Raw genomic sequence first — 15,097 nt, 5'->3', positions numbered from 1 at the left:
CGCTGCCGACCCCGCCAGTCAAGGCGGCGGCCGGGGGCCCGGCACGCGCTGGCCGCTGTCCGGGTGACGGACCGTCAGCCCACCGGGGCGGGGCGCGGCGGCGCGGGGCGGCCGCGGCGCAGCCGGGGGCGGGTCAGGTAGCCCTCGGCGAGGGCGTTGGCCAGGCCGATCGCGGGCAGTTCGGAGGCCTTCTCGTACAGCACGTAGCGGGGCACCCAGGCGGGCCGGTAGCGGGCGTTGGCCCGGTACAGCGACTCCAGCTGCCACCAGCGGGACAGGAAGCGCAGCACGCCGCGCCACAGCCGCAGCACCGGCCCGGCGCCCAGCCGCTCCTCGAACACCTCGCGGAACATGGCGAAGTTCAGCGACACCCGGACCGCCCCGAACTCCCCGGCGCGCTCCAGCAGTCCGGCGACGGTGTACTCGACCAGCCCGTTGTCGGACTCCCGGTCGCGCCGCATCAGGTCGAGCGAGAGGCCGTCGTCGCCCCACGGGACGAAGGACAGCAGGGCGGCGGTCCGCCCGGCGGCGTCCCGGCACTCGGCGATCAGGCAGTCGCCGTCGGCGGGGTCGCCGAGCCGGCCCAGCGCCATCGAGAAGCCGCGCTCGGTGCGGCCGTGCCGCCAGGCGTCGGCGAGCCGCACCAGGTCGGCGAACTCCGCGGCGGGGATGTCGCGGTGACGGCGGACCAGCACGGTGTACCCGGCCCGGGCGACCCGGTGGCAGGTCTGCCGCAGGCCGCGCATCTCGCGGCCCGCCAGGGTGAAGCCGGGCACCGCGACCACCGCCTCGTCGCCCAGGTGCAGGGCGCGCAGCCCGGCCACCCGGGCGTACACGGTGGCGCCCCGCTCGCCGGCGCCGGTGACGGCGGGGATCCAGGCGTGCCCGCGGGCCGCGCGCAGCCACGCCTCGACGGCCTGCGGCCAGGCTTCGGGGTCGCCGACCGGGTCGCCGGAGGCCAGCGCCACGCCGTTGACCACCCGGTAGGCGACGGCGGCCTTGCCGCTGGGCGAGAAGCACACCGACTTGTCGCGGCGCAGCGCGAAGTAGCCGAGCGAGTCCCGGCCGCCGTGCCGCGCCAGCAGCCGGCGCAGCGCCAGTTCGTCCTCCGGGCTCTGCCACTCGGCGTGCCGCGGCGAGCGCAGCAGGATGCGCAGGGCGAGCAGCAGCAGGGCGGTGCCGAGCAGGTTGGCGGCGACGTCGATCCAGCGCGGCACGTCCACCCCGGGGACCTCGACCGTGCCGGAGAGCGTGACCAGCCGCAGCAGCACGTACCGCGCGGCCTCGCCCCAGCCGGGCCGCGGCGCGGCGCCGGCGGTCCGGACGGCGAGCGCGCCGAGCGCGGTGAGCAGGGCGCCGCCGAGCAGCAGGACGGCGGCGGCGAGCGGCAGGTTGCCGCGGCCGCCGCGGACCCGGAACGCGGCCCGGCCGAACCGGAGGGCGAGCAGCAGGGCCAGGGTGAGCCCGGCGGAGACCCAGTTGAACGGGTGCGCCCGGTACTCGGGGAAGGACAGCGCGAGGGCGTAGACCGCGAGGTGCAGCACCGTCAGGGCGGTGGCGGTGATCCAGGCGGCGCGCTTGCGGCGGCGCAGCATCACGGCGAGCAGCCCGGCCAGCAGGGCGCTGGTGAAACCGGCGGTGACCAGCACGGGGGTGAAGTACTCGCCGCGGTCGACCCGTTCGACCTGGGCGCGGAAGGGGGCGAAGGCCGCGCCGAGCAGGTTGAGCACGGTGGCGATCCGCAGGTACCACTGGGCGAGGGCGGCGCAGCGCAGCCGCCAGGGCGCGGGCGGCCCGGCCTCGACCGGCGGCGCGGCGGGCTCCGCGACGGGCCGTTCGGCGGGCTGTCCGGCGAGCTGTCCGACGGTTTCCGGGGCGGGTTCCGGGTCGGCGTCCGGGCTGCCGGCCAGCAGGTCGTAGGCGGCGGTCTTGGCGGCGACCAGGCGGCGGTGGATGCGGTCCTCGCGGCGTTCGGCGCGGGCCATCCGGCGCGGCCGGGAGCGGTAGCGCCAGCGGGCCCAGGGGCTGGCGGGGCGGGCCAGCCGGACGGCGCCGACCAGGGCGAGCGGCCAGAGCATGATGCCGAGCAGTCCGGTCCAGGTCTTGCCCTTGAGCAGGCTGACCACGACCAGCGCGAGCAGCACGGCGGCGCCGGCCAGGGTGGGCCCGTCGGGGTGCCGGACGAAGCCGCCGAGCGGGAGTTCGCCGACCAGCAGCAGGCCGATCGTGGCGACGGCGAGCATCACGGCGTCCACCGAGGTGCGGCCCTCGGTGGACCAGTAGACGTCCTTGAGGTGCAGCACCAGCGCGAACTCGTCGAGGACCAGGCCCGCGCCGACGCCGAACCCGAAGCCGAGCAGGTTCCACCGGGCCCCGGCGTCGCCGCGGACCGCGAACGCGGCGACGCCGCAGATCAGCAGCAGGGCCTGGCCGAACACCACGTGGTGGATGTGCAGTCCGCCGGGGGTGACGTTGCCGGGCCACCAGCGGACCCGGGCGCGGATCATCCGGGTGCTGAACCGGATGAACAGGAAGGACAGCACGAGTCCGAGCAGCAGCAGGAACAGCGGTTCCCGCCCGGTCTCGACGATCCGGTCCCGGTAGGCCTCCAGCAGCGACTGCCACATGGGCGGGTGCGACCTCCGTGTCGTGGGGCGGGCGGGGCGAGGAGCGGGTGGGGCGAGGGGGCGGGCGGGGCGTGGGGGTGCTTCCGGCGCTCGGACGGGCCCGTGCGGGGAGTGCTCCTGACGCCAAGTCAACTCCCGGTCCGGGGCGACGCTCCGGGCCGGTGCGCCGAACAGGTGAGCGTCCGGGCGTGGCGTCCCCCGGTCATCCGTACCGTGGCCGTGCTTACCGGCGCACGGTGCGGAGGCGTGCCATGCTGGGCCCGGCTCCCCCGGACGACGCATCTCTTCATTTCATCTGATGGACCGTCCATCCGGCCGGTGACTTCCCCTTACTCCCTGGTGAACGGATGTGAGACATGGACGCCCTCTCCCGCAGGACGCTGCTGGCCGCCGGTGCGGCGACCGCCGCCACCCTCGCGGCGGGCTGCGCGAGCTCCTCCGGGAGCGGCGGGGCCGCCCCGCCCGTGCGGGCCGACGGCCTGGCCGCGAGCGGCAGCCCGAGCGCGGTGCCCAAGCCGCCCGCCGCGCTGATCGGCGACGGCTCCACCTCCGACACCGGCCCGCAGCCGAACCAGCCCAAGGCCGAACCGCTGGAGCCCGGGCAGCGCCCGCCGCAGTTCGTGGTGTTCTCCTGGGACGGCGCGGGCGAGCTCGACAACAAGCTGTTCAGCCGGTTCCGGCAGCTCGCCAAGGACCACAACGCCGGCATGACCTTCTTCCTCAGCGGCATCTACACCCTGCCCGAGTCGAAGAAGTCGATGTACCACCCGCCGCAGCACCCCGTCGGCGCCTCCGACATCGGCTACCTGAGCGACCAGCACATCCGCGCCACCATCGAGCAGATCGGCGCGGCCTGGCTGGACGGGCACGAGATCGGCACCCACTTCAACGGGCACTTCTGCGGCGCCAACGGCGGCGGCCGCTGGTCCCCCGAGGACTGGGACAGCGAGATCCAGCAGGCGATGGACTTCGTGATGAACTGGCGGACCAACACCGGCTTCACCGACCTGCCCGCGCTGCCCTTCGACTACCGCAAGGAGCTGATCGGCGCCCGCACCCCCTGCCTGGAGGGCCAGCGCGGACTGCTCCCCACCGCCGTCAAGCGCGGCTGGAAGTACGACAGTTCGGGCCCCGGCGGGCTCCAGATGTGGCCGCAGAAGTTCGCCGGCGGCACGCTGTGGGACCTGCCCCTGCAGTCCATCCCGTTCCCCGGGCACAGCTTCCAGGTGCTCTCGATGGACTACAACATCATGTACAACCAGTCCGGCGACAACACCAAGGGCGACCCCGGCCGGCAGGCGTTCTGGCAGAACCAGGCCCGGGACTCCTACCTGGCCGGCTTCGACCGCGCCTACAACGGCAACCGGGCCCCGTTCATCATCGGCAACCACTTCGAGCAGTGGAACGGCGGCATCTACATGAACGCCGTCGAGGAGACCCTGAAGCAGATCGCCGACAAGCCCGAGGTCCGGATGGTCTCCTTCAAGCAGCTGGTGGAGTGGCTGGAGGTGCAGGACCCGGCGGTGCTCCGCAAGCTCCAGGCGCTCACTCCCGGCCAGGCGCCCGCCGGCGGCTGGGGCAGCTACCTCGGCGGCACCGCCTCGGCACCCGCTTCGCCCGCTGCCTCGGCACCCGCTTCCGCACCGGCCTCGGCGGGCGCCAAGGCCTGACGGTGGGTCAGGCCGTCGGCCGGGCGGCTCCCGCCCGGCCGGCCAGCGCCGCCGCGCCCAGCGCGACCAGCGGCATCACCAGGAACACCGCGCCGAACGCGCCCGCCGGCAGCGCCCGGTCGTGTGCCGCCGCGCCCACCGCGCCACCGCCCAGCGCCGCGAACAGCACCCCGGCCAGGCCGGTCAGCAGCACATTGCCCAACGCGTCGCTGAGCTGCAGCGCCGCCGAGTTGGCGCCGGTCTCCTCCGGCTTCGACAGGCCCATCATCAGCACGCTGATGCTGGCGATCGCCAGGCCCATCCCGACGCCGCCGACGCCCCAGAACACGGCCGGCACCCACACCGGCACCGCCGGGAACAGCACCAGCCCGACCCCGCCGATCGCCACCGCGGTCAGCACCAGCCCGCCCCGGATCAGCGCTCCGCGGTGCCGGTCCGCCCCCGGCCGCCCCTGCAGCCAGGACCCGAGCGCCCAGGACAGCCCGCCCGGCGCCAGCGTCAGACCGGCCGCCGTCACCGACAGGCCCCGCTGGGTCTGCATCATCAGCGGGATGAACAGCTCCGAGGCGAAGAACGCGCCCGCCGCCAGCCCGCGCAGCAGGATCACCGTCGGCAGCCCGCGCACCGCCCGCAGCGTCCCGCTCGGCAGCAGCCGCAGCACCGCCGGACCGAGCAGCGCCGCGCCCGCCGCCAGCGGCAGCAGCGCCCACCCGTCCAGCCGCTGCCCCGCGTACTGCAGCAGCGCCGCGCCGACCGCGGCCATCGCCGCGTCCCGGGTCCGCCGCCGGTCGTACGGCTGACGGGCCGTCGGCGGCCGGTCCCGCTCGGAGCGGCGCAGCGCCGGGCCCATCACCGCCAGCGGCAGCAGCACCAGCACCGGGACGGCGAGGAACACCCAGCGCCAGCCCAGGTGCTGGGTGACGGCGCCGGACACCACCGGCCCGAGGATCGAGGGCAGCACCCAGGCCGCCGAGAACGCGGCGAACACGGCGGGCCGCAGCCGCTCCGGGAACGCCCGGCCGACCACCACGTACAGCGCCACGATCACCAGCCCGCCGCCCAGCCCCTGGGTGGCCCGGCCCGCGACGAACATCCACATGTCCACCGCCGTGCCGGCCGTCACCAGGCCCGCCGCGAACACCGCTATCCCGCTGAACAGCGGCGCCAGCGGGCCGCGCCGGTCGCACCACTGCCCCGACACCACCATCGCGAGCAGGGTGGTGGTGAAGTACGCCGAGAACGCGAACGCGTACAGGCCGAGGCCGTCCAGCTGCTCGGCCGCCGTCGGCATCGCGGTGTTCACCGCCGTCGCCTCGAAGGCCAGCAGCAGCACCACCGACACGATGCCCAGGGTCAGCGCCCGCCAGGGGCCGCTGAGCACCCCGCCGGTGTCCTCGTCCACGGGGGTCCGGTCGGGTGCTGCTACGGCCTGCTCGGCGCGGGAGGTGCTGGTCACCCCGACATGGTAAGTGCCGTTTCCGCCGTTCGATCCTGACCTGCGGGCGGAATCCCGGGACGCCCGTTCACCGTCCGGGGCGGGGCGTCCGGTGCGGGACGTTCAGTGCAGGGCCTTCAGTGCAGGACCTTCAGGCCCACCACGCCGGCCAGGATCAGCACCAGGCAGGTGATCCGGGCCGCGGTCACCGCGTCGCCCGCCGCCAGCATCCCGTACAGTGCGGTGCCGACCGCGCCGATGCCGACCCACACCGCGTACCCCGTCCCCAGCGGGATCGACCGCATCGCGTACGCCAGCCCGCCCATCGACAGCGCCAGCCCGACCGCGAACACCGCCGTCGGCACCGGCCGCGAGAACCCCTTGGACGCCTCCAGCGCGACCGCCCACACGGTCTCCAGCACTCCGGCGACGATCAGTACCACCCAGGCCATGACGGACTCCTCCGCAGTAGTCGAACCACCTACCGCGTCGTCTTGTCCTACCGGGTACGACGCACCTCGTCCGGGACGGGCCGTCCGACGGCCGCCTCGCTTCCGACCGTAGCACGCCGCCGTTCCACCGAATTCCCCGTGGAATATTGACGCGCCCCGCCGAGTTCCCGCTATAGTGAATTCACCGGACAGCCCGAACGGCGAACAGGAGAAGGCGATGAACAGGAAGACGGTGGCCCGCGCGGCGCTCCGCACCTGTGCCCCCTGTCCCGGCTGTCCGTGTTCCCCCTGTTGCGCCTGATTCGCAACTTTCTGCCCCCGCAGGGCCGTTGACCCTGTGCGCACCACTCCACGACCATGTGCCCGAGTGGCTCAGGGAACCGTCTGCAAAACGGTTTACACGGGTTCGATTCCCGTCATGGTCTCCATCAGGAATTCACCGGCCGCCATTTCCACCGGCGCGTCCGGTGAATTCCCATGCCGTTTTTCCTTTTCCCTTCACGCCGTCCGCATCTCCGATTCCCCCTTTCCCGTGAACGGCGACGGGCGCCGGGGACGGTCCTCCAGGACCGCCGCCGACGCCCGTGCTCCTACCGGACCGCTACGTGCTGCTACTCGATGACCGGCGGGTTCGCCGTGCCACCGCGCCAGGTCTCCTCGTCCTCGATCAGGTAGTCGGGACGGTGACCCTCGCCCTTCTTCTTCCTTCCGGCACCACCGGCACCCGGCGCACCGTGCATGCCGCCGGCCCCGGCCTGCCCGGAGCCCCGGCCCTTGCCGATGCCCGAGCCGCCCTCGGTGAACGCCCGGCCGCCGGCGCCGCCCTTCGCGCCGCCGATCGTGCCACCGGCCTTGCGCACCAGGCCGCTGCCGCTCTTGCCGCCCGCGCCCTTGCCGCCACCGGCGCCGCCCATGCCACCACCGTGCATGCCGCCGCCCATGCCACCGGCCGCGCCACGGCCGCCCGCGGCACCCGCACCGGACGCGCCACCGGCACCGCCGATACCACCGCCCGTCCGGCCACCGGAGCCCGAACCGCCGCCGACACCACTGATGCCACCGGACGTCCGGCCACCGCCGGAACGGCCGCCGGGGTATCCGCCCCCGCCGACTCCCGGCAGGTGGACGCCACCGACGCCGCCGATACCACCGCCACCACCGACACCACCACCGCCACCCGGCCCGGGCAGCGTCCCGATCCCCCCGGGACCACCGGTCCCGGGCCCGATCGGCACACCCACCGAAGGCGGTGGGTCGATCCCGTCGATCACCGTCCGCGGAGGCGTGAACGGCGGCAGGTGCCCCGGAGGCCCGGGCGGCGTCACCGGCGGGTTCGGCAACCCGTGGATCGGAGGCTGCACCGGCCCCGGGTGGTTCGGCGGCTGCACCGGAGTGGGCCCGACCTGCGGAGGCGGCGTCGTCTGCTCCGGCGGGAGCTTCGGCGGCAGCATCGGCGGCGGGGGCGTCACCGGCGGCAGGCTGCCCGTCTTGCCCGGTTCGGGCGGCGGCGGGTAGGCCTCTTCAGTGCCCCGGCTCTGCGGGGGGCGAGGCATCTCATTGGCTGCCCTCTGGTAATGCGGTGCCAGGAACTCCATGGTGCCAATGGCGTACTGGTGCTGGATCTCGGTCGCGGACAGCTCGTCGTAGTTCTTGTTGACTGCGGCGAAGCGGTCCATGCCGCTGGCGATGTCCGCCTTGAACTGGGCGTCGGACCGGTCGCCGAGGTCGCTGATGAACTTCATGCCGCTGTCGAAGTGGCTGGGCACGCTGATGTTGCCCATGGTCTCCTTGGCCGCCTGCAGCGCGTCCGCAGCGTGGTACATGGCCCCGGAGGTCTTGTTCGCGTGCTGCGCCGTGTTGCCCAGCGACTCCTGGATCTGCTGGGCCTTCTTCACGAAGCCGTCGGCGGCCGCGCCCTGCCAGTTGGCCGTGGCGTGCTCGATCGCCTGCTGCAGGTCCCGGACGGCAGCCTGCAGATCCGTGGCCGCGTTGCCCCAGTGGTCGGCGGCGGTCCTGAGGTTCTCGGGCCGCGCGTTGGACAGCATCCCCTTGAGCGGGATCAGCGCTTGGCGCTCGTACTCGGGAAAACGCTCCGGCATGTCAGCTCGCTCCCTGCGCGTATCGGGCCATCGCGGCCGAGGTGTCCGCCTCCTGGCCCTTGTAGGCGTCCGTGACCCGCTGTGCCTTGTCCCCGAACTCGTTGATCAGCGAGTTGAGATCGGAGATCGTGCTGGTCAACCATCCCTGCATCCGGCTGTGGGCCTCGTGCAGGGTAGTGGCGTGACTGAAGTTCACCCCGAAGTCCCCGGGCGGCACATCGGTGCCGTAGGCACTCTTGTCCGCGGTCTGAGCCATGTTCTGCTGGATCGCCCGCAGTCGTTTCACGACTGCCTCCAGCTCGTCTGTGTTGACGCGGTATCCGTCGGCCACGCGGCCCTCTCCTCCCCCTGGAGTGTCGTTTGCTTCCCCGTGCGCTTGCCCATCCAACAGGCAGCAGATCTCAGCTAGTTGGAGCGTTCCATCGTATCGCCAACCTGCTCCCCTTACCCATAGGCCGTCACCGCTGCGGCTGATTGCCACCGGGGCCGTACGGGCCCTGGTAGGGGTTCTGCTGCGGCGGAGGCTGGTTGTTGCCGTAGGGCTGCTGCGGGGGCTGCCCGTACGGCTGCTGCGGCGGGTAGCCCGGCGGCGGGCCCTGCTGCCCGTACGGCTGCTGCTGCCCCGGCCAGGCCGGCGGCGCCCCATAGGGCGGCTGGCCCTGCGGCGGCATCGGGGCCGGTCCGCGACGGCGCGACCGGGCCACGACGATCACCAGGACCACCAGCAGGACCACGACGACACCCACAACCGCGAGGATCGCCACCGGACTCAGGCCCGAGTCGCTCTTCACCGCTCCGGGATTCGCAGGCAGACCGGCGTCCGAATCCGAACCGCCACTCGTACCGCCCCCCGAGGACGGCGCCGACGTGGAACCGCTCCCCGTACCGGTGGCCGTCGTCGCTCCGAGCGGCCCCTGCGCCGGTCCCGTCGGGATGTCCTTGGTCAGCGCGTCGTACGGGGAAAGCACCCCGTATCCGTAGTGCGCGTCGGGAAGGTTCCCCACGCCCGCCGGAGCCTTCGCCGACTTCACCAGCCGGTTCGCCACCTGACCGGCCGTCAACTTCGGGAACTTCGACCGCACCAGCGCAGCCGCACCGGATACGAATGCCGATGCGTCCGAGGTTCCATCGCCCTTGCAGTATTGGGCGCTGGAGCATGATCCGGGTGCGACGATTCCCACGCCCGGGGCGGCGATCAGCGCTTGGGGACCGTAGTTCGACTTGGCCCAGATCGCGCCGGTCTTGTCGACCGCTCCGACCGCGAGTACTCCGGGCTCGTTGGCTGGGCTTTCCACGGTTCCCAGGCCGTCGTTGCCCGTGGACGCGACGATCAGCACATCGTGCTGGGCCGCATAGGCGACCGCCTTGGTCAACTCGCGGTCCCACCCTGGTGCGCCATCCATGCCCTGCGAAATATTGATGACCTTGGCTCCGTGGTCGACCGCCCAGCGGATGCCCTCGGGGATGACGCCCGTGCCGTCCTCGGTCGCCTTGTACACCGGCAGGATCTTCGCGCTCGGGGCGATGCCCATCACGCCGTCCCCGTCACCGTGGCCGTGCCCCGCGATGATGCCCGCCATCGCCGTTCCATGGGCTCCGAGAGGGTTCGTGTTGCGGCCCTTGCCGCTCTTGTCGAACCCTGCGAGCACCGAACCCGCGAGATCGGGGTGCGAGGCATCGACCCCGTCATCGATCACCGCGACGATCACCCCGTCGCCCTTGCTGACCGTCCAGGCACGGTCCAGCCCCAGGAAACTGTTCGCCCACTGGTCGTCCCGGACCTGGTCCGCCGAGGCGGTCGGCGCGACGGAGAGGAGCAGCGCGCCCGTCAGTGCCGTCGCACCGAGTGCGCGCACGGCTTTGGTCAACGTCATCAGTACCCCGTCAGTCGATTGACAGCCCGTTCGTTCTCGTTCACGCCCCCGGAACCCAGGACCGTCCGATCGTATCGTCCGTCACCGTCCCTCTTGCAGACCCCTCGTGACGGGGCCGCTACATTTTCCGGAGCTGTGCCCCGCCCGCCCGGATGTCAGCGCGGAGGCTGACGGCCGTACGAGTCCTGGTGATAGGGGTTCGGCTGCTGCGGGTACCCGGGCGACGGCGGGACCTGATACGGCTGCTGGGCCTGCGGCCATCCCTGCGGGCCGGGGCCGTACTGAGGCTGTCCCGGGGGCGGCGGCCCCGGGCGGCGACGGCTGCGAACCGCCAGCACCACGATGGCGACCACCAGGAGGACCAGACCACCGCCGACGGCGGCCACCAGGCCCACGTTGACGCCGGAGTCCGCCGAGCCGGTGTCGGGCACCGCGTGGAGGTCGGGCAGATCGCTGGCCGGAGTGGTTCCGCCCGCGCCGTTCGCGCCTGCGGTCGGGGAGGACTTCGGCGTGGCAGCGGCAGCCCCACCGAGCGGCCCTTGCGCGGGACCGGTCGGGATCTCCTTGGTCAGCGCGTCGTACGGCGAGACGATCCCGTACCCGTACCGCGCATCCGGCAGCTTGGCGCCCTTCAGGGAGGCCGGCGTCTGCGCGGACTTGACGAGCCGGTTGGCGATCTGGCCGGCTGTCAGGCTCGGGTACTTCGCGCGGAGCAGGGCCGCGGTGCCGGAGACGAACGCCGTGGCCTCGGACGTGCCGTCGCCGATGCAGTACTTCCCGTTCGCGCAGGCGATGACGATGTCGGCGCCGGGCGCCGCGATCCCGACCTCGGGGCCGGAGTTCGAGCGCCCCCAGACGGTGCCGTTCTTGTCGACCGCGCTCACCGCGAGCACGCCGGGCTCATTGCCGGGGCTGCCCACGGTCTTGAGCGACTCGTTGCCCGAGGCGGCCACCAGCAGGACATCGTGCTTGGCGGCGTAGGCAACTGCCTCGGTCAGTGCGGGCCTGGCCCCGGGACGGGAGTCGGTACCCACCGAGAGGTTGATGACCTTGGCCCCGTGGTCGACCGCCCAGCGGATGCCCTCGGGGACAGCACTGGTGTTGTCCGACTTTCCCATGTAGACGGGCAGGATCTTCGCGGCGGGTGCGAGGCCGATGACGCCGTCACCGCTCCCGTGGCCGTGGGCGGCGATGATGCCGGCCATCGAGGTGCCGTGGTCGTCCGTGGGACGGGTGTTGAGTCCCTGGCCGCCCGGATCGTAGCCGTCCAGCACCGATCCCGCGAGATCAGGGTGCGAGGCATCGACGCCGGAGTCGATCACCGCGACGATCACTCCATCGCCCTTGCTGACCGACCAGGTTTTTTCCAAGTCGAAGGCCGGGATTGCCCACTGCCCGTCCCGGACCTGGTCCGCCGAGGCGGTCGGCGTGGCGGCGAAGAACAACGCGCCTGCCAGGGCCATCGCGGCCCAGGATCGTACGGCCCCGTTCTTCGACATGGAGCTCCCCGTCCTTGGTGTCGGCTGCCCGTTCCGCTCGCACATGCCCCCGGAGCGCCGGGCCCGACGATCGTATCGGCGCGGACGGGAGGCCGGAGGGGGAAGTCCGCATCCGTACCGCCCCGGTGGGGCTGCGGGAACGGGCGGGAGGGGCGGTCGGGGGCTGTGCTATGAATGGCCCGTCGTTCGTCCAGGGGGGTCCCACGTTGTCGTATCCGCCGCAGCCCGGCGCGCCCGCGCCGGGCGCTCAGCCGTACCCGGGGCAGCCCGGGACGCCGGCGCCGCCGTACCAGCAGGGGGCCTTTCCGCCGCCGTTCCAGCAGCCGCACCAGCCTCAGCCGTACCAGCAACAGCCTTACCCGGCACAGCAGTTCCCGCCGCAGCCGGGTCCGTACGGGGCGGCGGGGTGGGGCGGTCCGCCGGTGCCGCCGCCGGTGCGGCGGAGCCGGGTGGGGCGGACGCTGGGCTGCCTGGGGGTGGCGCTGGTGCTGCTGCTGGGGGCCGCGGCGGGCGGCGTCGCGCTGCTGCACGCGAACCGGAAGCGGCCGCCCGCGATCGCGAGCCTCACGGCCGAGACCGGCAAGTGGCAGAAGGTCGCGGACGGCCTGACCAAGGCGCTGGCGGCGAAGGACGAGGAGGCGTTCGTCAGGCCCTTCGCGGCCGGCCCGACCAAGGAGAAGCAGCGGCTGGTCTTCCGCAACCTGCTGAAGATCCCGTGGGAGACGGCGAGCTGGTCGACGCCGATAGCGCCGATCGACGGCCAGCTCCGGGTGGACTTCACGCACCAGGTGAAGGGCGTCGACAACCTGCCGATCCGGGAGCAGTACGGCTGGCAGGTGCTGCCGGTCGACTCGGGGACCGAGGTGGTGACCGAGGTCAGCGGGGTCAAGGACAGCAGGGGAAAGAACGACGGCTTCGGCTACTATCCGGCGCCCTGGGACCTGTACGACGACCTGTCGGTGCAGGTCCGCGACCACCTGGTGGCGATGTCCGACAAGGGGCAGGCCGCCGAGCTGAACCGGGACGTGGACATCCTGGCCCGGGCGGCGAAGGACGACCTGTCGGCCTGGCAGAAGTCCGGTCCCGCGCCGACCGCCGACCGCCGGGCGGCGAGCGGGTTCTTCGTGGTGCTGGAGAAGAACCGGGACGTCTACAACAAGCTGTACAAGGGCGACGGCAAGCTGAACGACAGCCTGGAGGCCGGCGTCAACATGCCGATGGAGGCGGCGGATTCCACGAAGGCCGGGCCGGACGGCGTCCTGATCGGCGGCAGCCGGATCGTGATGGACACCACCGGCAGCCGGTTCACCAGCAGCCAGTGGCAGGACGGCGTGACGGACATCGGCCGGCACGAGATGGCGCACGCCATCGTCGCCCCGCTGATGGCCGCCCGCGGGAACTTCGACGGGACGGGGAACCCGCGTGACTGGGTGTCCGAGGGCTTCGCCGAGTACATGGCGCTGCGCGGCAAGGACTCGCTGGCCCGGGACGAGATGGCCGCGGACCTGAAGGAGGTCTCCTTCAACGGCCAACTCCCCGGGGACGGGCCCGAGTTCTACTCCAGCGACGGCGACCGGCGGTCGGCGAACTACACCCTGGCCGGTGACGCGATGCGGTTCATGGCCTCGAAGTACGGCGACGCCAAGGTCTGCGCGTTCGTGGCCGCGCAGTACGCGCAGCCGAAGGGGTACGAGCAGCAGATCGCCGAGGCGACCGGCCAGCCCCTGGCCCAGTTCCAGTCGGCCTGGGCCGCGCACGTCCGCTCGGCGGTCCCCGGCAAGCGCTAGCCGCCGGGCCGCTCGCACACACATGGCGCGTCGATCATCCAGGGGGAGTCTTCCGTTGACGTATCCACCGCAGCCTGGCGCGCCCGCGCCGGGCCCGCACCCGCAGCACCCGCCGTACCCGCAGCACCCGTACCCCTACCAGCAGCAACAGCCGCACCCGCAGCAGCCGTACGGACAGCCGTACGGCCAACAGCCCTACCCGCCGCAGCAGTTCGCGCCGCCGCAGCCGACACCGCCGCCACAGCCGCAGCCACCGCAGCCGCCCCGCCCGCGCCGGACCGGTCGGCGGATCGCCCTCACGGTGACGGCGGTGTTCGCGGTGCTGGTGCTGGGCTTCGCCGGGCTGGTGTGGAACAACCTCCAGCGCCAGCACGCGTACGCGGAGGCGAACCAGCCCACCAAGAAGTGGGAGGCGCTGGTCGACGGCATGACGCAGGCGATGGCGTCGAAGGACGAGGAGGCGTTCCTCAAGCCGTTCGCGGCCGGCCCGACCCGGGAGAAGCAGCGGCAGGTCTTCCGCAACCTGGTCAAGGTGCCCTGGCAGACGGCGCAGTGGAAGCTGCAGGCCGGCGACGCGGTGCAGGGCCTGCTGCCGGTGGCGTTCGTGCACCAGGTGAAGGGCGTGGACAACCGGCCGATCGCCGAGACGTACGCGTGGACGGTGACCGGTGCGCCGGGGCCGGGCGCGGTCACCGGGGTCGGCGGCGACAAGGACATCACCGGCAAGACCTCGGCGGTCAGTTACTACCCGGGGCCGTGGGACGTGTACGAGGATCTGGCGGTCGAGGTCCGGGACCACCTAGTGGTGGTGTCCGAGCAGAAGCAGTCCGCCGAGCTGAAGCGGGACGTCGACCTGCTCCGGCAGGCCGCGCAGGACGACCTGGCGGCGTGGCAGCAGAACAAGCCGCCCACCGACGGGGTCCGCACCGGCGGTCAGGGGTTCTTCGTGGTGCTGGAGAAGAACCGGGACGTCTACAACCGGCTGTACGCGGGCGAGGGCCGGGAGAACGACCGCCTGGAGGCGGGCGTCAACCTGGCGGTGGAGGCCGAGGACTCCGACCGGGCCGGCCAGGGCAAGGTGCTGATCGGCGGGAGCCGGATCGTGATGGACACCTCGCTGGAGCGGTTCACCAGCCCGGACCGCTGGCAGGAGGGCGTGACGGACATCGGCCGGCACGAGATGGGGCACGCCATCACGGCGACCCTGACCACCGACTTCGACCTGGGGCTGGCGGAGAAGAGCGCGATCCGGATGTGGGTCGTCGAGGGCTTCGCCGACTACCTGGCGCTGCGCGGCAAGGACGCGAAAGCCCGCAACGACCTGGCGTACAAGGTGCGCGACGCCCGCTTCACCGGCGCCCTGCCGCCGGCCCTCGCGCAGGAGTTCTACGCCTCCGACCCCAAGGCCCGGAGCGCCAACTACGCGCTGTCCGCCGACGCGCTGCGCTGGATGGCGGCCACCTACGGGGAGCAGAAGACGCTGGCGTTCGTCGCCGCGCACTACGGCAGTCCCAGCGCCTACCCGCAGCAGATCAAGGCCGCGACCGGCCTGGAGCCGGAGCAGTTCGAGCAGACCTGGGCGGCGCACGTCCGCAGCACCCTGCCGGTCAAGCGCTGACCGCGGCGGGTCGCCCCGCCCGACGGCCCGCCAGAC

10 protein-coding genes, 1 tRNA gene and 1 riboswitch are annotated in these 15,097 nt (G+C 72.8%); of the genes, 4 read left to right on the top strand and 7 right to left on the bottom strand.

All coding sequences use genetic code 11. From position 1 onward, the window contains the following. Positions 1-74: 74 nt before the first annotated feature. Positions 75-2,627: a phosphatidylglycerol lysyltransferase domain-containing protein gene (locus tag ACIOHG_RS20100; protein WP_400952340.1), complete on the bottom strand. Its 2,553-nt coding sequence runs from the start codon at positions 2,625-2,627 to the stop codon at positions 75-77. A gap of 356 nt (positions 2,628-2,983) precedes the next feature. Between ACIOHG_RS20100 and ACIOHG_RS20095 the strand changes: the two genes are divergently transcribed. Next, positions 2,984-4,297 carry a hypothetical protein gene (locus ACIOHG_RS20095; RefSeq protein ID WP_400952338.1) on the top strand — a complete coding sequence of 438 codons (1,314 nt, stop codon included), beginning with the start codon at positions 2,984-2,986 and terminating at the stop codon, positions 4,295-4,297. Between the two features lie 7 nt (positions 4,298-4,304). Here the strand turns inward: ACIOHG_RS20095 and ACIOHG_RS20090 are convergent, their stop codons facing one another. Both ACIOHG_RS20090 and ACIOHG_RS20085 read right to left on the bottom strand, forming a co-directional pair. Continuing rightward, complete coding sequence (locus ACIOHG_RS20090; RefSeq protein WP_400952335.1) at positions 4,305-5,753, bottom strand: MFS transporter; 1,449 nt, start codon at positions 5,751-5,753, stop codon at positions 4,305-4,307. A 116-nt stretch (positions 5,754-5,869) separates the two neighbouring features. Beyond that, entirely contained in the window at positions 5,870-6,184 is a 315-nt protein-coding gene (locus tag ACIOHG_RS20085) for a DMT family transporter (RefSeq protein WP_400952333.1), read from the bottom strand. Between the two features lie 31 nt (positions 6,185-6,215). Next, positions 6,216-6,282, bottom strand: a riboswitch (guanidine-III (ykkC-III) riboswitch). 255 nt (positions 6,283-6,537) lie between these two features. Here ACIOHG_RS20085 and ACIOHG_RS20080 point away from each other — a divergent pair. Continuing rightward, positions 6,538-6,612: transfer RNA gene (locus ACIOHG_RS20080), tRNA-Cys, on the top strand. A gap of 183 nt (positions 6,613-6,795) precedes the next feature. Here the strand turns inward: ACIOHG_RS20080 and ACIOHG_RS20075 are convergent. The 4 genes from ACIOHG_RS20075 to ACIOHG_RS20060 form a co-directional block, all read right to left on the bottom strand. Beyond that, a complete protein-coding gene (locus ACIOHG_RS20075; protein ID WP_400952330.1) occupies positions 6,796-8,283 on the bottom strand; it encodes a WXG100 family type VII secretion target in 1,488 nt (495 codons plus the stop codon). 1 nt (position 8,284) lies between these two features. Then, on the bottom strand, positions 8,285-8,614 hold the full coding sequence (locus tag ACIOHG_RS20070) for a hypothetical protein (RefSeq protein ID WP_400952328.1): 330 nt from the start codon (positions 8,612-8,614) through the stop codon (positions 8,285-8,287). Between the two features lie 127 nt (positions 8,615-8,741). Continuing rightward, complete coding sequence (locus tag ACIOHG_RS20065) at positions 8,742-10,157, bottom strand: S8 family serine peptidase (RefSeq protein WP_400952325.1); 1,416 nt, start codon at positions 10,155-10,157, stop codon at positions 8,742-8,744. 155 nt (positions 10,158-10,312) lie between these two features. Beyond that, positions 10,313-11,656, bottom strand: a complete 1,344-nt coding sequence (locus ACIOHG_RS20060) for a S8 family serine peptidase (protein WP_400952322.1) — start codon at positions 11,654-11,656, stop codon at positions 10,313-10,315. A gap of 449 nt (positions 11,657-12,105) precedes the next feature. Here ACIOHG_RS20060 and ACIOHG_RS20055 point away from each other — a divergent pair, with 449 nt between their 5' ends. Both ACIOHG_RS20055 and ACIOHG_RS20050 read left to right on the top strand, forming a co-directional pair. Next, complete coding sequence (locus ACIOHG_RS20055) at positions 12,106-13,443, top strand: hypothetical protein (protein WP_400952320.1); 1,338 nt, start codon at positions 12,106-12,108, stop codon at positions 13,441-13,443. A 55-nt stretch (positions 13,444-13,498) separates the two neighbouring features. After that, a complete protein-coding gene (locus tag ACIOHG_RS20050; RefSeq protein ID WP_400952318.1) occupies positions 13,499-15,061 on the top strand; it encodes a hypothetical protein in 1,563 nt (520 codons plus the stop codon). The last annotated feature ends 36 nt before the right edge of the window (positions 15,062-15,097 follow it).

Origin of the sequence: Kitasatospora sp. NPDC088134, assembly GCF_044741705.1 — a bacterium.
In the GTDB taxonomy this organism is placed as follows: domain Bacteria; phylum Actinomycetota; class Actinomycetes; order Streptomycetales; family Streptomycetaceae; genus Kitasatospora.
The sequence above is the reverse complement of the archived record's forward strand: the minus strand, read 5'-3'. Positions and strand labels throughout refer to the sequence as shown.